This window comes from Verrucomicrobium sp., assembly GCA_028283855.1.
Classification (GTDB): domain Bacteria; phylum Verrucomicrobiota; class Verrucomicrobiia; order Methylacidiphilales; family GAS474; genus GAS474.
The window spans coordinates 789,040-807,368 of the sequence record JAPWJX010000003.1; the positions used below are offsets into that span (position 1 = coordinate 789,040).

General features: G+C 64.9%; 13 protein-coding genes, 2 tRNA genes and 1 riboswitch. All 15 genes read left to right on the plus strand.

The genetic code is table 11. The features are described from left to right. Positions 1 to 14 precede the first annotated feature (14 nt). The 15 genes from purN (at position 15) to thiC (ending at position 18,328) form a co-directional block, all read left to right on the plus strand. Positions 15 to 587, plus strand: coding sequence for a phosphoribosylglycinamide formyltransferase (gene purN / locus PW734_05145; protein ID MDE1170588.1), 573 nt, complete (start codon positions 15 to 17; stop codon positions 585 to 587). After that, positions 584 to 1,903 (plus strand): exodeoxyribonuclease VII large subunit, encoded by a 1,320-nt coding sequence (gene xseA, locus PW734_05150; protein ID MDE1170589.1) that lies wholly within the window; start codon positions 584 to 586, stop codon positions 1,901 to 1,903. The genes purN and xseA overlap by 4 nt, the downstream gene beginning before the upstream one ends. A 508-nt stretch (positions 1,904 to 2,411) precedes the next feature. Further along, a tRNA-Thr gene (locus PW734_05155) sits at positions 2,412 to 2,484 on the plus strand. A 143-nt stretch (positions 2,485 to 2,627) separates the two neighbouring features. Beyond that, complete coding sequence (gene tuf / locus PW734_05160) at positions 2,628 to 3,812, plus strand: elongation factor Tu (protein MDE1170590.1); 1,185 nt, start codon at positions 2,628 to 2,630, stop codon at positions 3,810 to 3,812. A gap of 65 nt (positions 3,813 to 3,877) precedes the next feature. Next, positions 3,878 to 3,950: transfer RNA gene (locus PW734_05165), tRNA-Trp, on the plus strand. Between the two features lie 57 nt (positions 3,951 to 4,007). Further along, on the plus strand, positions 4,008 to 4,328 hold the full coding sequence (locus PW734_05170) for a preprotein translocase subunit SecE (protein MDE1170591.1): 321 nt from the start codon (positions 4,008 to 4,010) through the stop codon (positions 4,326 to 4,328). A 7-nt stretch (positions 4,329 to 4,335) separates the two neighbouring features. Further along, complete coding sequence (gene nusG, locus PW734_05175) at positions 4,336 to 4,941, plus strand: transcription termination/antitermination protein NusG (protein ID MDE1170592.1); 606 nt, start codon at positions 4,336 to 4,338, stop codon at positions 4,939 to 4,941. 27 nt (positions 4,942 to 4,968) lie between these two features. Then, positions 4,969 to 5,400: a 50S ribosomal protein L11 gene (rplK, locus tag PW734_05180; protein ID MDE1170593.1), complete on the plus strand. Its 432-nt coding sequence runs from the start codon at positions 4,969 to 4,971 to the stop codon at positions 5,398 to 5,400. A 70-nt stretch (positions 5,401 to 5,470) separates the two neighbouring features. Continuing rightward, positions 5,471 to 6,172, plus strand: a complete 702-nt coding sequence (rplA, locus tag PW734_05185) for a 50S ribosomal protein L1 (GenBank protein MDE1170594.1) — start codon at positions 5,471 to 5,473, stop codon at positions 6,170 to 6,172. A gap of 25 nt (positions 6,173 to 6,197) precedes the next feature. After that, positions 6,198 to 6,713, plus strand: coding sequence for a 50S ribosomal protein L10 (gene rplJ / locus PW734_05190; protein MDE1170595.1), 516 nt, complete (start codon positions 6,198 to 6,200; stop codon positions 6,711 to 6,713). A 163-nt stretch (positions 6,714 to 6,876) separates the two neighbouring features. After that, positions 6,877 to 7,260: a 50S ribosomal protein L7/L12 gene (gene rplL, locus PW734_05195; protein MDE1170596.1), complete on the plus strand. Its 384-nt coding sequence runs from the start codon at positions 6,877 to 6,879 to the stop codon at positions 7,258 to 7,260. Positions 7,261 to 7,410: 150 nt separating this feature from the next. Beyond that, positions 7,411 to 11,253 carry a DNA-directed RNA polymerase subunit beta gene (rpoB, locus tag PW734_05200; protein ID MDE1170597.1) on the plus strand — a complete coding sequence of 1,281 codons (3,843 nt, stop codon included), beginning with the start codon at positions 7,411 to 7,413 and terminating at the stop codon, positions 11,251 to 11,253. Between the two features lie 57 nt (positions 11,254 to 11,310). Next, entirely contained in the window at positions 11,311 to 15,507 is a 4,197-nt protein-coding gene (gene rpoC, locus PW734_05205) for a DNA-directed RNA polymerase subunit beta' (GenBank protein ID MDE1170598.1), read from the plus strand. 118 nt (positions 15,508 to 15,625) lie between these two features. Continuing rightward, complete coding sequence (locus PW734_05210; protein MDE1170599.1) at positions 15,626 to 16,246, plus strand: PH domain-containing protein; 621 nt, start codon at positions 15,626 to 15,628, stop codon at positions 16,244 to 16,246. 40 nt (positions 16,247 to 16,286) lie between these two features. Further along, a riboswitch (TPP riboswitch) is annotated at positions 16,287 to 16,361 on the plus strand. A gap of 59 nt (positions 16,362 to 16,420) precedes the next feature. Beyond that, positions 16,421 to 18,328, plus strand: a complete 1,908-nt coding sequence (gene thiC, locus PW734_05215; GenBank protein ID MDE1170600.1) for a phosphomethylpyrimidine synthase ThiC — start codon at positions 16,421 to 16,423, stop codon at positions 18,326 to 18,328. The last annotated feature ends 1 nt before the right edge of the window (position 18,329 follow it).

Here is an 18,329-nt window from a genome sequence, read left to right on the forward strand (position 1 = left end):
TTAACTCCAAGGGAATGCGGCTTGGCGTCCTCGGTTCCGGCAAAGGGAGCAACTTCGTCGCCGTCCAGCGGGCGATCCTGGACGGGCGCCTGCCGGCGGAGGTCGCCGTCGTCGTTTCCGACAGGGCGGAGGCGGGCATCCTCGACCACGCCCGCGCCTTCGGCCTCCCCGCGGAGGCGCTGCCTCCCAGCCGCTTCAAGACGAAGCTGGAGCCGGAGCTGGAAGAGGCCCTCGTCGCCCTCCTGCGCCGGTACGAGGTGGAGTGGGTCGTCCTGGCCGGTTACATGCGGGTGGTGAAGGAGCCCCTCTTGCGCGCTTTCCCGAAGCGGATCGTCAATATTCACCCCTCCCTTTTGCCCGCGTTCAAGGGGCTGGAAGCCTGGAAGCAGGCCCTGGCCGCCGGCGTTCCGGAGGCGGGCTGCACCGTTCACGAGGTGAACGCGGAGATCGACGGCGGCGCGATCCTGGGCCAGGAGCGGGTTCCCGTCCTGCCCGGCGACACGGCGGAGACTCTCCACGCCCGCATCCAGGAGGCGGAGCACCGCCTCTACCCCGCCGTGCTGGCGCAATTGGCCGCCGCGTCATGAGCGACGAACTCGATCTCTGGTCCAGCGCGCTCCCCACGCCGCCCCCGCCGAAGGAGATGGCGGCGCTCACCGTCGGCCAGGTCACCCGCCGCATCCGCGCCGCGTTGGAAGCGGAGCTGGGGGAGGTCTGGGTGCGGGGGGAGATTTCCAACCTCCGCAATCCCGGCTCCGGCCACCTCTATTTCACGTTGAAGGACGAGGAGGGGATGATCGCCGCCGTCCTCTTCCGCACCGACGCGCTCCGCCTGGCCGCGCCGCTGCGGGACGGCCAGGCCGTCCGCGTCCGGGGCCGCATCACCGTTTACGAGGCGCGCGGCCAATACCAGATCCAGGTCTTCGAGGTCCGGCCCGAAGGCCGGGGCACCCTGCAGGAGCGGTTCGAGGCGCTGAAGGCGCGCCTTTTGGCGGAGGGCCTTTTCGAGGCGGAGCGGAAGAAGCCGCTGCCCGTTTTTCCGGAGTCGGTCGGCCTCGTCACCTCCCTCCAGGGCGCGGTGATCCAGGATTTTTGCCGCATCTTGAAGCGCCGCGCGCCGGGCGTCCGCATCGTGGTGCGGGGCGTCCGCGTGCAGGGGGAGGGCGCGGCGGAGGAGATCGCCGCCGCCGTCGCCGCCTTCTCGGCGGAGGGCGCGGTCGACCTCCTCGTCGTCGCGCGCGGCGGCGGGAGCCTGGAAGATCTGTGGGCGTTCAACGAGGAGGCGGTCGCCCGCGCGCTGGCCGCCTGCGCCCTGCCGACGATCTCCGCCGTGGGCCACGAGACGGACTTCACCATCGCCGACTTCGTCGCCGACCTGCGCGCGCCGACGCCCAGCGCGGCGGCCGAGCTGCTGGTCCGCGAGTGGAAGGAGTGGCGGGACGAGGTGGAACTCCACCAGCGCCGCCTGGAGCGGGCCGTCCGCCAGCGTCTGGCCTGGGAGCGGGAGCGGTGGCGGCGGCTGAAGGAAAGCCCGCTCTTCCGCGAGCCGGGCCGGATCCTGGCCCGCCTCAGCCAGCGGCTTGACGACCTGCGGGAAGAGCTGGCCGCCGTGCTGCGCCGGACGGCGGCGGAGCGGCGGCAGCGCCTGGCCGTCCTGGCCGCGCGGCAAAAGGCCGCCTCGCCCAAGGCTGTCGTCGCGCGCAAGCGGCGGGAGCTGGCCCTCTGGGAGGCGCGCCTCCGCGCCCTGGGCCCGGAGGCGACGCTGGCGCGCGGCTACGCGCTGGTGTTCGACGAAAAGGGGAAGCTCGTCCGCAAGGCCGCCGAGGTCCGGCCCCCGCAGCCGCTCACCGTCCGCCTGGCGGACGGCACGGTGGAGGTGCGGGCGGAAAAGAAGCGGGATTAGATATCCCGTTGATAGTGAGCTGCTAAGGCCTGCTCCAGGCCGGGCGATGGCCGCGTGAGCGCCCGATGGGGCTGCCGCGCCCGGCAAGGAGCCGGGGGGAAGGCGAGGGGGCGGACGTCCGCCTCCAGGAGCAGGGGAAGGCGGCCAAGGGCGACGTTTTTCAGTCCGGAGGTCGATTTCATGGTTTTGGGGTCGGAATGGAGCCTATCGGAGACATGTGGCGCTGCCGGGGCGGCCTTGTGATTTCGGGGTGTACGGGAGGTGACGGGACGGCGGCTTTTCGACTTTGTACGTATTTTTCTAATAAATTTTCAAAAATCCGTTGACTGTACGGGGGTTTTTGCTGAAATCGATGGCTCCCCTGAATTCTTGGTACTCTGGTGCGGGCCCTTTTCAAGGGTCCAGAATGGATGGACCAAGGAGCGGGGCTTCGTCGTCTTTTTCGGTCTCGGCCGGGAAGGAAGATAAAACGAAGCGCCGCTTGCCGTTCGGGGGAAGTGCCCGCGCCGCCCATGTAGCTCAGTTGGCAGAGCACGTCCTTGGTAAGGACGAGGTCACCGGTTCAAGCCCGGTCATGGGCTCGGCCCGGCAAAAAGAATTTTGCAGTAGTCAGTGTCGGCCCGCGCGAGCGGGAGAAAAAAGAAAACAGCAGAAAAAAGAGAAACGAAACCGGAAGAGCGGGTGACCGCCCTTCCAATAACCTAAAACTCAGGAGTAAGCAAAAATGGCTAAAGAAGCCTTCGCTCGCACGAAACCGCACGTCAACATCGGCACGATCGGCCACGTTGACCACGGCAAGACCACCCTCACCGCCGCTATCACCACCGTCCTGGCCAAGAAGGGCCTGGCCGAAGCGCGCAAATACGACGACATCGACAACGCTCCCGAAGAAAAGGAGCGCGGCATCACCATCAACACCTCCCACCAGGAGTACCAGACCGAGAAGCGCCACTACGCGCACGTCGACTGCCCCGGCCACGCCGACTACGTCAAGAACATGATCACCGGCGCCGCGCAGATGGACGGCGCGATCCTCGTCGTCTCCGCCGCGGACGGCCCGATGCCCCAGACCCGTGAGCACATCCTCCTGGCCCGCCAGGTCGGCGTTCCCTCCCTGGTCGTCTTCCTGAACAAGTGTGACATGGTCGACGACAAGGAGCTCCTCGACCTCGTCGAGCTCGAAGTCCGCGAGCTGCTCACCCAGTACGAGTTCCCCGGCGACAAGATCCCCATCGTCCGCGGTTCCGCCCTCAAGGCCCTGGAAGGCGACGCCGAAGGCGAAGCCCAGATCATGGCCCTCATGGAAGCCGTCGACAGCTACATCCCCATCCCCGAGCGTCCGAAAGATCAGCCCTTCCTGATGTCCGTGGAAGACGTGTTCAACATCGAAGGCCGCGGCACCGTCGCCACCGGCCGTGTCGAGCGCGGCATCCTCAAGAAGATGGAGGAAGTCGAGATCGTCGGCCTGAAGCCGACGGCCAAGACCACCGTCACCGACATTGAAATGTTCCGCAAGCTCCTCGACACCGCCGAAGCGGGCGACAACGTCGGCCTGCTCCTCCGCGGCGTCAAGAAGGAAGACATCGAGCGCGGCCAGGTCATCGCCAAGGTCGGCTCCATCACCCCGCACACGAAGTTCAAGGCCAACGTCTACATCCTGACCAAGGAAGAAGGCGGCCGCCACACTCCGTTCTTCGCCAACTACCGCCCGCAGTTCTACTTCCGCACCACGGACGTGACCGGCAGCGTGAAGCTGAAGGAAGGCGTGGAGATGGTCATGCCCGGCGACAACATCGAGATCGAGGTGGAGCTGATCTCCCCCATCGCGCTCGAGAAGACCGTCCGCTTCGCGATCCGCGAGGGTGGCCGCACCGTCGGTGCGGGCCGCGTCTCCGAGATCATCGCCTAAACCGGAGAACTCACTAAGCCTTTAGATCGGTCCAAATCATCCGAAGCCGGAGCGCGCGCCCCTTTAGGGCAGTAGCTCAATTGGTAGAGTAGCGGTCTCCAAAACCGTCGGTTGGGGGTTCGAGTCCCTCCTGCCCTGGGGAGCGCGTTTCCGGCTTTGGTTGGCTTTCTGAAGGCTTTTCTTCTCTGACTTAACATGTTCCGCGACCTGCTTTCCCCCCTCTCCGGGCTCACGTTCTTCCAGTGGGGGCTCCTGGCCATCGGCCTGGGGCTCGCTCTCTGGATTTTGGTGCGCCACGGCGCGGGCATCGTCCGCTTCGCCGGGGAGACGAAGGCCGAGCTGCAAAAGTGCAGCTGGCCCTGGAACCCCCAGGAGCAGGGCCCGCGGAAATACAAGGAACTGATCGACGCCACCATGATCGTCGCCATTTCCGCCCTTTTCCTGGCCGCCTTCGTGACCAGCTGGGATTTCCTCCTGGTTCACGTCATCGGCCTCTTCACCCACTCTCACGCCTAACCCTTTCATGAACGACACGGCGATCCCCTCTTCCGAATCCGGCACGGACCAGACCCCGGCCACTCAGGGCCAGTGGTACGCCCTGCACTGCCTCTCCGGCCAGGAGGGGAAGGTGAAGAAGAACATTGAGCAGCGCATCAAGACGGAGGAGATCTCCGACCTCATCTTCGAGGTTGTCATCCCCATCGAGCGCGTCTCGGAAGTCCGCCGCGGCAAGCGCGTGGAGACCGAGCGGAAGCTCTATCCCGGCTACGTTTTCCTCAACATGGCCCTGCGCGACGGCGAATCCAAGCTGATCGACCGCTCCTGGTACTTCGTCCGCGAGACCCCCGGCATCATCGGCTTTGCCGACGGTGACAATCCCCTCCCCATGCCCTCCGAGCAGATCGAGGCCATGCTGCGCCAGATGCGCGAGCGGGAGGAGAAGGTCCAGCCCCGCGTCGCCTTCAACGTGGGCGACAAGGTCAAGGTCGGCGACGGCCCCTTCCTCAATTCCGAGGGCATCATCGAGGAGATCGATCCCGAGCGCGGCAAGCTGCGCGTCTCCGTCAGCATGTTCGGCCGTTCCACCCCCGTGGAACTCGAATACTGGCAGGTCGAAAAGTCCGCTTAATCCAACACAACACACACAGAGTATCTTATGGGTAAAGAAGTCACGGCGATCGTTCGCCTCCAAATCCCGGCCGGTCAGGCCAATCCCGCCCCCCCCGTCGGTCCGGCCCTCGGCCAGCACGGCGTCAACATCATGGGCTTCTGCAAGGAGTTCAACGCCGCCACGCAGAAGGACGCCGGGAACATCCTCCCGGTCGTCATCTCCATCTACAAGGACAAGTCCTTCACCTTCATCACGAAGAGCCCGCCCGCCGCGGTCCTCCTCAAGAAGCTGGCCAACCTGGCCAGCGGCTCCAAGGAGCCGAACCGCGTCAAGGTCGGCAAGGTGACCCGCAAGCAGGTGATGGAGATCGTCAAGATCAAGCGCAAGGACCTCAACGCGAACAGCGACGAGGCGGCCTTCCGCATGATCGCCGGCACCGCCCGCAACATGGGCATCGAGATCATCGACAACGACTAGAATTTAAGAAAACAACCCGTGGGAGGGCCCCGTCACCGGGGTCCGCTCGCACCACCAGGAAAACACACACATGGCCAACAAGCGCAGCAAGCGTTATGAAGCGGCGGCGAAGCTCGTCGACGCGACGAAGACCTACTCCCTGACGGAAGCGGTCGAACTCATCAAGTCCCTCCCGAAGGGCAAGACCGACGAGACCGTCGACCTCGCCTTCCGTCTGGGCGTCGACCCGAAACAGAGCGACCAGATGGTGCGCGGCACCGTCGCCCTGCCCCACGGCTCCGGCAAGAACGTCCGCGTCCTCGTCTTCGCCAAAGGCGCGGCGGCCGAAGCGGCCAAGGAAGCCGGCGCCGACATCGTCGGCTTCGAGGAGCTGGTCAAGAAGGTCGCCGAGGGCTTCCAGGATTTCGACGTCGCCGTCGCCACCCCGGACGCCATGGGTGAAGTCCGCAAGCTCGGCAAGGTCCTCGGGCCCCGCGGCCTGATGCCCAACCCGCGCACCGGCACCGTCACCGACGACACGGCCAAGGCCGTCCGCGAGTGCAAGGCGGGCCGCATCGAGTTCAAGCTCGATAAGTCCGGCAACGTCCACTCCATCGTGGGCAAGTCCTCCTTCACCCCGGAGCAGCTGGAAGCCAACGGCAAAGCCGTCATCGACGCCGTCGCCAAGGCCCGCCCCAGCAGCGCCAAGGGCCGCTACATCCAGCGCGCCACCCTGGCCACCACGTTCTCCCCGGGCATCACCGTGGACATCACCCCGTTCCTGCGCGGTTAATCCCCAACAAACCAGAGTCCCCACCATGCGCACCGAAAAGCAATTCATCGTCGATGAGCTCAAGACGAAGGTCGACGCCACGCCTTACCTCATCGTCACCGACTACACCGGGCTGAAGGTTTCCCAGTTCAGCGACCTCCGCGGCCGCCTGCGCCAGGCCGGCGCGGAATGCCGCGTCGTCAAGAACACCTTCCTGACCCGTGTCCTGAAGGACGCCGGCGTGACCGGCCTGGAAGGCGCCCTCAAGGGCCAGACCGCCATCGTCTTCGGCGACGGCGACGTGGCCGGCGCCGCCAAGCTGATCAAGAACTTCAGCGCCGAGTTCAAGCTGCCCGCCATCAAGGCCGGCATCCTGGACCGCAACGTGCTGGACGCCAAGCAGATCCTGGCCCTGGCCGACCTCCCCTCCCGGGAAGTCCTCCTGGCCCAGCTTCTGGCGCTCCTCCAGACTCCCGCCACGCAGCTGGCGCGCGTGCTCAACACGCCCGCCCAGCAGCTGGCGCAGGTCCTCAAGGCCCACGCCGACAAGGAGGGCAACTAAGATTTCCGGATGGAAGACGGGGAGGGCGTTCGCCTTTCCCCTTCCTCCGGCAAGGGCAAAGAAAAACGTTCTCAGTCCTAGCCCCGAAGCCCTTCGGGGGTAATTGCCGCGCGGGTGCGTGGCGCTAGGCGGGACAACAAAAAGAAAAAAGGAAAATAAGATTATGGCAGCAAATCTCGCTACGATCGTCGATCAGCTCAGCGGCCTCACCGTTCTGGAAGCCGCTGACCTCGTCAAGCAGCTCGAAGAGAAGTGGGGCGTCTCCGCCGCGGCCCCCGTGGCCGTCGCGGCCGCTCCCGCCGCCGGCGCCGCCGCGGCTCCCGCCGAGGCCAAGACCTCCTTCGACGTCATCCTGACCGACGCCGGCGCCAATAAGATTGGCGTCATCAAGGAAGTCCGCGCCGCCGTCGCGGGCCTGGGCCTCGCCGAGGCCAAGGCTCTCGTTGAGAGCGCTCCCAAGCCCCTCAAAGAGGGCGTGACCAAGGAAGAAGCCGACGAGATCAAGAAGAAGATCGAGGCGGCCGGCGCCAAGGTCGAAATCAAGTAATCCCGATTCGGGGGCAGGTTCCCCCGGGATTGACCTGAAAGAAAAGCTCCCCCGCCCCAGAGGCGGGGGAGCCTTTTCCTCAAGGGGTGGCGGGCGGTGTTGACGGATTCGTTAACCTAGAATTAAACGACAAAGCAGTTTTTAAAAAACATGAGCAGCAAGAAAGCGGTAGAGCGGATCAATTTCGGGAAGATCGACGAAACCATCGACATCCCCAACCTCATCGAGCACCAGCTCAAGTCCTACGCCGATTTCCTCCAGACCGAAGTCGCCCCCAACAAGCGCCGTTCCGAAGGCCTGCAGGCCGTCTTCGCCGAGGTTTTCCCCATTGAAAGCTACGACGGGAAGATCAAGCTGGAATTCGCCTCCTACGAGATCGGTGAGCCGAAGATGCCCGCGCTGGAGTGCATCCGCGAGAGCCAGACCTTCGCCGCCCCTCTCTACATCACTTTCCGCCTCCGCGAGGAGAGCTCCGCCAAAGAAGAGCGCGTTTACATGGGCGAGCTGCCCATGATGACCACGCAGGGCAACTTCATCATCAACGGCGCCGAGCGCGTCATCGTCAGCCAGCTGCACCGCTCCCCCGGCATCTGCTTCGAGTCGAGCGTCCACACCAACGGCAAGCTCCTCTACTCCTACCGCATCATTCCCGACCGCGGCACCTGGATGGAGGTCACCTTCGACACCACCGACCTGCTCTACGTCCACCTGGACCGCCGCAAGCGCCGCCGGAAATTCCTCATCACCACCCTCCTGCGCGCCCTCGGCTACAACACGGACGAGGAGATCATCTCCCTCTTCTACCCCATCGAGGACCTGAAGCTCACTGCCGACATCGACGACTCCCGCATCGGCACCAAGGTGCTCATCGCGGAGATCCGCGACAGCGCGAACCAGGACCAGGTCGTCGCCCGCGCCTTCGAGCCGCTGACCAAGGGCGTCGTGCGCCAGATCCTGGAGCTGGGCACCAAGACCGTCCGCGCCGTCGACATCAAGGACGACGACACCATCATCAAGTGCCTCAAGAAGGACACCGCGCGCGACACCGACGAGGCGCTGAAGGAAATCTACCGCCGCCTCCGCCCCGGCGATCCGCCGACCGTCCCCAACGCCAAGATCCTGCTCAAGCGCCTCTTCTTCGACAACAAGCGCTACGATCTTTCCCGCGTCGGCCGCTACAAGATCAACCAGAAGCTCGGCCTCACCGTCGACCTGGACACCCGCGTCCTGGCCAATGAGGACGTCATCGCCGCCACCCAGTACATCATCAAGCTGCGCCGCGGCGACGGCGCGATCGACGACATCGATCACCTGGGCAGCCGCCGCGTCCGCACCGTGGGCGAGCTGCTGGCCAACCAGTGCAGGACAGGCCTGGCCCGCACCGAGCGCCTGGTGAAGGAGCGCATGACCCTCTTCGACGTGAACACCGAGGGCATGACGCCGCAGAAGCTCATCAACCCGAAGGCGCTCTCCGCGACCATCCGCGACTTCTTCTCCCGCAGCCAGCTCTCCCAGCTGATGGACCAGACGAATCCGCTCTCCGAGCTGACGCACAAGCGGCGTCTCTCGGCCCTTGGGCCCGGCGGTCTCTCCCGCGACCGCGCCGGCTTCGAGGTGCGTGACGTTCACCCGTCCCACTACGGCCGCATCTGTCCGATCGAGACGCCGGAAGGCCCGAACATCGGCCTCATCGCCTCCATGTCGTGCTTCGCGCGCGTCAACGAGTTCGGCTTCATCGAGACTCCCTACCGGAAGGTCACCAACGGCCGCGTCACCGGCCAGGTCGACTACCTCGCCGCCGACCAGGAGGAAAACTACATCGTCGCGATGGCCAATTCCGGCCTCGACGAGAAGGGCCACCTCACCGAGAAGAAAGTCTCCGTCCGCTTCAAGGGCGAGTTCCTCGAGGTCGAGCCGGAGCGCGTCAGCTACATGGACGTCTCGCCCAAGCAGCTCGTCTCCGTGGCGGCCAGCCTGATCCCCTTCCTGGAGCATGACGACGCGAACCGCGCGCTCATGGGCTCCAACATGCAGAGGCAAGGTGTTCCATTAATCGTGACCGACTCCCCCGTGGTCGGCACGGGCATGGAAGCCAAGGTGGCCCGCGACACCCAGGCCGTCATCGTCTCCGACATTTCCGGCAAGGTCGCCTCGGCCTCCGGCCACCAGATCGTCGTCACCCGCGACGGCGAGATGCCCGAGGGCAAGAAGAAGCTCAAGCACGACCCCGAGAACGGCGTCTGCGTCTACGAGCTGCGCAAGTTCATGCGCTCGAACGCCGGCACCTGCGTCAACCAGAAGCCCATCGTCCGCAGCGGCGACAAGGTCGCCGCCGGCCAGGTCCTGGCCGACGGTCCCTGCACCGACAAGGGTGAGCTGGCCCTGGGCCGCAACGTCCTCGTCGCGTTCATGCCGTGGAACGGCTACAACTTCGAGGACGCCATCCTGATCTCCGAGAAGGTGGTCAAGGAAGACGGCTACACCTCCATCCACATCGACGAGTTCGAGATCAGCGCCCGCGACACGAAGCTGGGGCCCGAGGAAATCACCCGGGACATCCCCAACGTCGGCGACGAGGCCCTGAAGAACCTCGGGCCGGACGGCGTCATCCGCATCGGCGCGGAAGTGAAGCCGGGCGACATCCTCGTCGGCAAGATCACCCCCAAGAGCGAGACCGAGCTGGCTCCCGAGGAGCGCCTCCTGCGCGCCATCTTCGGCGACAAGGCGGCCGACGTGAAGGATTCCTCCCTGCGCGTCCCCTCCGGCACCTACGGCATCGTCATGGACATCAAGGTGACCAGCGGCAACGTCACCGTGCAGCGCCAGAAGATGACGCCCACGGAAGCCAAGCAGAAGGGCAAGGAGATCGAAGGCCGCTACGTCACCAAGGAGGCCGAGCTGCTCGAAGAGCTCACCCAGGCCCTCTCCAACATCCTGCTTAACGAGAAGATCCCCCTCGACGTCGTCAACGCGGAGACGGGCGAGATCATCATCCCGGCCAACCGCAAGATCACCAAGACGCTGCTGCGCAAGCTCGCCTCGGTCTACGACCACATCGAGATCGATCCGAGCCCGATCCGCATCAAGATCATGGAGATCATCCAGAGCTTCGAGAGCAAGTTCGAGCAGCTCAAGAACGACAAGGACGTCGAGCTCGACCAGGTCGAGAGCGGCGACGAAGTCGATCCCGGCATCATCAAGCAGGTGAAGGTCTACGTCGCCAGCAAGCGCAAGATCTCCGTCGGCGACAAGATGGCGGGCCGCCACGGCAACAAGGGCGTCGTCGCCCGCATCGTGCCGGAAGAGGACATGCCCTTCCTGCCGGACGGCACCCCGGTCGAGATCGTTCTCAACCCCCTCGGCGTGCCTTCCCGCATGAACGTCGGACAGGTTCTGGAAACCCACCTCGGCATCGCCGCGCGCGCGCTCGGCTTCAAGGTGGCCACCCCGGTCTTCGACGGCATCAAGGAAAAGCAGATCCGCGCCTACCTGAAGGAGGCCGGCTACGACGAGGACGGCAAGAGCTACCTCTACGACGGCCGCAGCGGCGAGCGCTTTGACCAGCGCGTCGTCGTGGGCATCATCTACATGCTCAAGCTGGGCCACATGGTGGCGGACAAGATCCACGCCCGCGCCGTCGGGCCGTATTCCCTCGTCACCCAGCAGCCGCTGGGCGGCAAGGCCCAATACGGCGGCCAGCGCTTCGGCGAAATGGAGGTCTGGGCCATGGAAGCCTACGGCGCCGCCTACACCCTCCAGGAGCTGCTCACCGTCAAGTCGGACGACGTCACGGGCCGCACCCGCATCTACGAGAGCATCGTCAAGGGTGACAACACCCTGGAAGCGGGCACGCCGGAGTCGTTCAACGTTCTCATCAAGGAAATGCAGAGCCTCTGCCTCGACGTGAAGGTCGGCGCCCGTTCGGGCGGCCTGGCCGAGCCCGAGGCGCCCGCTCCGCGTCCCCTTCTGGGAGAAGAGCCCGCCGCCGCCTAGCCTAAGCAAAGCAAATTACACAAGACACATTCACCTCTACACAAGAGACCTAACTAAATGAGCAAAGAGACTGTAGCAGCACGCGAAGTCCTCGGTTTGGAGCGCGCCATCGGCTTTGACCAGGTCGGCATTTCCATCGCCTCCCCGGAGACGATCAGCGCCTGGAGCCGCGGCGAGGTCAAGAACCCCGAAACGATCAACTACCGCACCTTCAAGCCGGAAAAAGGCGGCCTGTTCTGCGAGCGGATCTTCGGCCCGACCAAGGATTACGAGTGCGCCTGCGGCAAATACAAGCGCATCAAGTACAAGGGCGTCATCTGCGACCGTTGCGGCGTTGAGGTCACCCTCGTCCGCGTCCGCCGCGAGCGCATGGGCCACATCGAGCTGGCCGTGCCCGTCTCCCACATTTGGTTCTTCAAGTGCATGCCCAGCCGCCTGGGCCTGGTCATGGACATGACCGCCCGCGAGCTGGAGCGCGTGATCTATTACGAGGACTACCTCGTCATCGAGGCCGGCTCCACCCCGCTGGAGGCCAAGCAGCTCCTCTCCGAGCAGCAGTACCGCGAGGCCCTGCAGCAATACGGCGAGGGCAGCTTCACCGCCCGCATGGGCGCCGAGGCCATCCGCGACGTCCTCAAGAGCATCGACCTGGGCTCCCTGACCCAGGAGATCGCCGAGGCTTTGACCGCGACCAAGAGCAAGCAGACCCGCAAGAAGCTGGCCAAGCGCCTCAAGCTGCTGCAGGGCTTCATCAGCTCCGGCGCGCGTCCGGAGTGGATGATCCTGGAAGTCCTCCCCGTCATTCCGCCCGACCTGCGTCCCCTCGTTCCCCTCGAAGGCGGCCGCTTCGCCACCTCCGACCTGAACGACCTCTACCGCCGCGTCATCAACCGGAACAACCGTCTGCGGAACCTTCTCCAGCTGAAGACCCCCGACGTCATCATCCGGAATGAGAAGCGCATGCTGCAGGAGGCCGTCGACGCCCTCTTCGACAACGGCCGCCACGGCCGCGCCGTCACGGGCGCCGGCAACCGCCCCTTGAAGTCCCTTTCCGACATGCTCAAGGGCAAGACCGGCCGTTTCCGCATGAACCTGCTCGGAAAGCGCGTCGACTACTCCGGCCGCTCCGTCATCGTCATCGGGCCCGACCTGAAGCTCTCCCAGTGCGGCCTGCCGAAGAAGATGGCCCTCGTCCTCTTCGAGCCGTTCATCATCCGCCGCCTGCGCGAGATGGGCTACGTCCACACCGTCCGCAGCGCCAAGAAGATGATCGAGCGCCAGGAATCCGTGGTCTGGGACATCCTTGAGGACGTCACCAAGGGCCACTCGGTCCTCCTCAACCGCGCCCCCACGCTCCACCGCCTCTCCATCCAGGCGTTCGAGCCGAAGCTCATCGAAGGCGAGGCGATCCGCGTTCACCCGCTGGTCTGTACCGCCTACAACGCCGACTTCGACGGCGACCAGATGGCCGTGCACGTCCCGTTGTCGGTCGAGGCCCAGCTGGAGGCCCGCCTCCTCATGCTGGCGACCAACAACATCTTCTCCCCCTCCAGCGGCCGCCCGATCACCACGCCGTCCCAGGACATCACCCTGGGCTGCTACTACCTGACGCAGGGCCCGCGCCGCATCCCCGGCCAGCAGGCCGCGGACAAGGACAAGGAAAAGAAGCGCCTGCCCCTCTTCGGCGACATCGACGAAGTCCTCTTCGCCCATGCCGACAAGGTCATCGGCACCCACGAGCTGATCCTCCTCAAGAACCCGGACTACGGCGTCGAAGGCACCGTCTACGGCGACAAGGAGAAGAAGATGATCGAGACCACCGCCGGTCGCGTCCTCTTCAACCAGATCTGGCCCCAGGGTCTTGGCTACTACAACAAGACGGCGGGCAAGAAGCAGCTCTCCGAGATCATCCTGCGCGCCTACCAGGTGGGCGGCCGGGAGGCGACCGTCGAGAGCCTCGACAAGCTCAAGGAACTCGGCTTCACCCAGGCCACCCGCGCCGGCATCTCCATCGGCATCGATGACATGATCATCCCCGAGGAGAAGAACAAGGTCATCGGGCGCGCCTACGAGCAGATCAGCGTCGTCGAGAAACAGTACCGCTCCGGCGCCATCACGGACGGCGAGCGCTACAACAAGATCGTCGACCTCTGGACCCAGGCGACCGACGAAATCGCCAGCGTCATGTTCCGCACCCTGGACTACAACCTGGGCCGCAAGGAGTACAACCCCCTCTACATGATGGTCGACTCCGGCGCCCGTGGTAACCGCCAGCAGGTCCGCCAGCTCGCGGGCATCCGCGGCCTCATGGCCAAGCCCTCCGGCGACATCATCGAGCGTCCGATCGTCTCGAACTTCCGCGAAGGCCTCTCGGTGCTCGAGTACTTCATCAGCACGCACGGCGCCCGCAAGGGTCTGGCCGACACCGCGCTGAAGACCGCCGACGCCGGTTACATGACCCGCAAGCTCCACGACGTGGCGCAGGACGTCATCGTCACCGAGCCCGATTGCGGCACCGTCAACGGCATCTGGGTCAAGGCGATCTACGAGGGCGACGAGGAAATCGTCCGCCTGGCCGACCGTATCTACGGCCGCGTCTCCTGCGACGACATCAACGACCCCGTCAGCCGCAAGCCGATCGTCCGCGCCAACGAGCTGATCGACGAGGCCAAGGCCAATGCCATCGAGCGCATCGGGACCGAGCGGGTCAAGATCCGCTCCGTCCTCACCTGCGAGACGAAGGCCGGCATCTGCGCCCTCTGCTACGGCTTGAACCTGGCCACCAACCAGGTTTCCAAGCTCGGCGAGGCCGTGGGCGTCATTGCCGCCCAGTCCATCGGCGAGCCCGGCACCCAGCTGACGATGCGTACCTTCCACATCGGCGGCACCGCGTCCCAGATCTTCAAGCAGCCCCAGATCAAGGCGAAGAACGACGGCGCGCTCAAGTTCAACGAGCTGCGCGTCGTCCGCTCCACCGAAGGCCAGTACGTCGTTCTGAACAAGAACGGCACCGTCATGGTCCAGGACGAGGAAGGCCGCGAGCTGGAAAGCTACACCGTGGCGATCGGCTCCATCATCTCCGTCGCCGAAGGCGAGAAGGTGAAGAAGGGCCAGATCTTCGTCCAATGGGATCCCTACAACGTCCCCATCCTCACCGAGAAGGCGGGAACCATCGAGTTCCACGACATCATCGAAGGGGTCACGATGAAGCGCGAGCTGGACGACGCCACCAAGCAGGTCGGCACCGTCATCATCGACCACAAGGAAGACCTGCACCCGCAGATCGTCGTCCTGGGCGACAAGAAGGAGATCCTGGCCTCCTACTCCATCCCCTCCGGCGCCCACGTCGAGGTGAAGGCGGGCCAGAAGGTCGAGGCCGGCCAGCGTTTGGCCAAGACCCCGCGCAAGGTCGTCAAGACCAAGGACATCACCGGTGGTCTGCCCCGCGTCGCCGAGCTGTTCGAGGCGCGCCGTCCGAAGGATGCCGCCGAGATCGCCAAGATCGACGGCGTCATCGAGGACGCCGGCATCGCCCGCGGCAAGAAGCGCCTCATCATCCGCGATCCCCAGACCGGCGCGGAAGAAGAGCACCTCATCCCGCTCTCCAAGCACCTCATCGTCTACAAGGGCGACTCGGTCAAGAAGGGCCAGCAGCTCACCGAAGGCCCCGTCGTCCCGCACGAAGTGCTGGAAGTCTGCGGGCCGCAGGACCTGCAGGAATACCTGCTCAACGAGGTGCAGGAGGTCTACCGCCTCCAGGGCGTCGAGATCAACGACAAGCACATCGAGATCATCGTCCGCCAGATGCTGCGCAAGGTGAAGATCACCGATCCGGGCGACACCGGCTTCCTCTGGGGCGAGCAGATCGACCGCCTCGACTTCGAGGAGGAGAACCGCGAGATCGAGGAGAAGGGCGGCAAGCCCGCGGAGGCGTCCCCCGTCCTCCTGGGCATCACCAAGGCCTCGCTGGAGACGGAGAGCTTCATCTCCGCCGCCAGCTTCCAGGACACCACCCGCGTCCTCACTGATGCGGCCACCCTGGGCAAGATCGACAACCTCCGCGGCTTCAAGGAGAACATCATCATGGGCCACCTGATCCCGGCCGGCACGGGCTTCATCACCCACCGCTCGATCAACCTGATCGAGCTGGGCGAGCCGGTCGGCGAGCCCGTCATCTTCCGCGAGAAGCGCGAAGGGGACGAGGCGGCCGCCGCCGAGCGCTCCAAGCTGGAGCTGGCCCAGGCCCTCGGGTAACCGAAGGCTCGCCACAAGAAAGCGCGTCCCCGCAAGAGGGCGCGCTTTTTTCGTGCCCAGGGTTTGCCCTGATCGCGATGGGTTCCCTACGCTGAGGCGAACAAGAAAAGGAGGGCGAATGTTGGGCGATCCGGATTTTTCGAAAATCATCGATGAAAAGGAGGAGGTGCTGTGGACGGGTGCTCCCACGGCGCTTCCCTTTCTCCTGCAGGGCGTTCCCTTTCTGCTCATCGGGCTTGCCTGGGGGGCTTTTGATTACTTTGGTTTTATCCGCCATATGTCTGGAGGGACCGGGGCGATGGCGGGGGCGGCGATCCCGTTCTTTGCCCTGCACCTTTTCCCCTGTTGGGGAAGCATCGGCTATATGGCCTGGCTTTGCCTGGTGGTGGGAAACGTCCGCTATGCCTTTACGAACCGGCGACTCTTGATCCGCTCCGGCGTCTTTGGCATCGATTTCAAGGCGCTCGATTACGACCGCATTCAGGAACTGGACGTGACCGTGAATCCTGTCGAAAAGATTCTCGGCGTGGGATCGATTCGGGCTTTTTCCGGCCAGACGAACGCAAAGGGCGTGCCGGTCTACGACCGCTTCATCGGCATCGAAGATCCGTATGGGGTCTATAAGCGCATCAAGCAGGTCACGGTCGACATCAAGACCGATTGGAATTACCCCAACGCTCTCCGTCCCCCGGCCAACCAGGGCTATTCGACCCGGTACGAGCCTCCCGCCGGTTCATAAATTCCTCGCTCCCGTTCCCCCGTGTGCTAGCCTGGAAAGACGGGGAGCCCAAAAGGCTGAGAGGCGGCGTGTGCTGCGACCCGAGAACCTGATCCGGATAATGCCGGCGGAGGGAGAAGAAGACGCCCTGCGTCCCCGTCTTTTCCTTGCGCCGCAAAAAAAGGAAACGACGACATGAGCAAGCAAAACGGCACCTCCTACGCGGGGCTCCTCCCCAATTCCAAGAAGATCTACGTCACCGGCAGCGCGCCCGACATCCGCGTCCCGCTGCGCGAGGTCTCCCTTTCCGCCACCCGCAACTTCAAGGGCGAGCTGGAGCCGAACGCCGCTGTCCGCGTCTACGACACTTCCGGCCTCTATACCGACGCCGACGCGGCGGTCGATGTCCGCAAGGGGCTCCCCTCCCTGCGCCAGCGGTGGATCGAGGCCCGGGGCGACACCGAGGTCTACGAGGGCCGCCGCGTCCAGCCGCGCGACAACGGCTACCTCTCCGAAACCCACGCGGCCGGCGCGCAGGCGAAGGAAGGCCGGGGCCGCCTGGACATCTTCCAGGGCCATCGCCAGCCCCGCCGCGCCAAGGCGGGCGCCAACGTCAGCCAGATGCACTATGCCCGGAAGGGGATCATCACCCCGGAGATGGAATACATCGCCATCCGGGAGAACCTGGGCCGGGAATTCAAGGCCGTCCAGGCCACCCAGAGCGGCGACCGCCGCAGCCTGAACTTGGCCCACGCCGGCCAGTCCTGGGGCGCCTCCATCCCGAAGGTCATCACCCCGGAATTCGTCCGGGACGAGGTGGCCCGGGGCCGCGCCATCATCCCGGCGAACATCAACCACCCGGAGAGCGAGCCGATGATCATCGGCCGCAACTTCCGCGTGAAGATCAACGCCAACATCGGCAACTCCGCCGTCGCCTCCTCCATCGAGGAAGAGGTGGAAAAGCTCACCTGGGGCATCCTCTGGGGCGCGGACACCACCATGGACCTCTCCACCGGGAAGAACATCCATGAGACCCGGGAATGGATCCTGCGCAACAGCCCCGTGCCCATCGGCACCGTGCCGATCTACCAGGCCTTGGAAAAGGTTGGCGGCAAGGCGGAGGAGCTGACCTGGGAAATCTACCGGGACACCTTGATCGAGCAGGCGGAGCAGGGCGTCGACTACTTCACCATCCACGCGGGCGTCCTTCTGCGCTACGTGCCGTGGACGGCCCGCCGCCAGTGCGGCATCGTCAGCCGCGGCGGCTCGATTTTGGCCAAGTGGTGCCTGGCCCACCACAAGGAGAACTTCCTCTACACCCATTTCGAGGAGATTTGCGAGATCATGAAGGCCTACGACGTCAGCTTCTCCCTGGGCGACGGCCTGCGTCCGGGCGCGGTGGCCGACGCCAACGACGACGCGCAGCTGGGCGAGCTGGAAACCCTGGGCGAGCTGACCCAGATCGCCTGGAAGCACGATGTCCAGACCATGATCGAGGGCCCGGGCCATGTCTCCATGCAGCTTATCAAGGAGAACATGGACCTGCAGCTCAAGCACTGCCATGAGGCGCCCTTCTACACCCTGGGACCGCTCACCACGGACATCGCCCCCGGCTACGACCATCTCACCAGCGCCATCGGCGCGGCGATGATCGGCTGGTTCGGCTGCGCGATGCTCTGCTACGTCACGCCGAAGGAGCACCTGGGCCTGCCGGACAAGGAGGACGTGAAGGCCGGCGTCATCGCCTACAAGATCGCCGCCCATGCCGCCGATCTGGCCAAGGGCTTCCCCGGCGCCCAGGAGCGGGACAACGCCCTCTCCAAGGCCCGCTTCGAGTTCCGCTGGGAGGACCAGTTCAACCTTTCCCTCGATCCCGTCACGGCCCGTTCCTATCACGACGAGACGCTGCCCCAGGATGGGGCCAAGCAGGCCCACTTCTGCTCCATGTGCGGCCCGCAGTTCTGCTCGATGAAGATCACGGAGGATGTCCGCCGCTACGCGGAGGAAAACGGCTACACCGCCGAGGAAGCCCTGCAAAAGGGCCTGGCCGAAAAGGCGGGCGAGTTCCAGGAAACCGGCGCCGAGGTCTACGCCAAAGCGTAGC

Excerpts from the sequence above, each read along its gene's own strand:
- tuf (MDE1170590.1), top strand. The coding sequence starts at position 2,628 with ATGGCTAAAGAAGCCTTCGCTCGCACGAAACCGCACGTCAACATCGGC.
- rplL (MDE1170596.1), top strand. The coding sequence starts at position 6,877 with ATGGCAGCAAATCTCGCTACGATCGTCGATCAGCTCAGCGGCCTCACC.
- rplJ (MDE1170595.1), top strand. The coding sequence starts at position 6,198 with ATGCGCACCGAAAAGCAATTCATCGTCGATGAGCTCAAGACGAAGGTC.
- rplK (MDE1170593.1), top strand. The coding sequence starts at position 4,969 with ATGGGTAAAGAAGTCACGGCGATCGTTCGCCTCCAAATCCCGGCCGGT.
- PW734_05210 (MDE1170599.1), top strand. The coding sequence starts at position 15,626 with ATGTTGGGCGATCCGGATTTTTCGAAAATCATCGATGAAAAGGAGGAG.
- xseA (MDE1170589.1), top strand. The coding sequence starts at position 584 with ATGAGCGACGAACTCGATCTCTGGTCCAGCGCGCTCCCCACGCCGCCC.
- rpoB (MDE1170597.1), top strand. The coding sequence starts at position 7,411 with ATGAGCAGCAAGAAAGCGGTAGAGCGGATCAATTTCGGGAAGATCGAC.
- rplA (MDE1170594.1), top strand. The coding sequence starts at position 5,471 with ATGGCCAACAAGCGCAGCAAGCGTTATGAAGCGGCGGCGAAGCTCGTC.
- thiC (MDE1170600.1), top strand. The coding sequence starts at position 16,421 with ATGAGCAAGCAAAACGGCACCTCCTACGCGGGGCTCCTCCCCAATTCC.
- PW734_05170 (MDE1170591.1), top strand. The coding sequence starts at position 4,008 with ATGTTCCGCGACCTGCTTTCCCCCCTCTCCGGGCTCACGTTCTTCCAG.
- rpoC (MDE1170598.1), top strand. The coding sequence starts at position 11,311 with ATGAGCAAAGAGACTGTAGCAGCACGCGAAGTCCTCGGTTTGGAGCGC.
- purN (MDE1170588.1), top strand. The coding sequence starts at position 15 with ATGCGGCTTGGCGTCCTCGGTTCCGGCAAAGGGAGCAACTTCGTCGCC.
- nusG (MDE1170592.1), top strand. The coding sequence starts at position 4,336 with ATGAACGACACGGCGATCCCCTCTTCCGAATCCGGCACGGACCAGACC.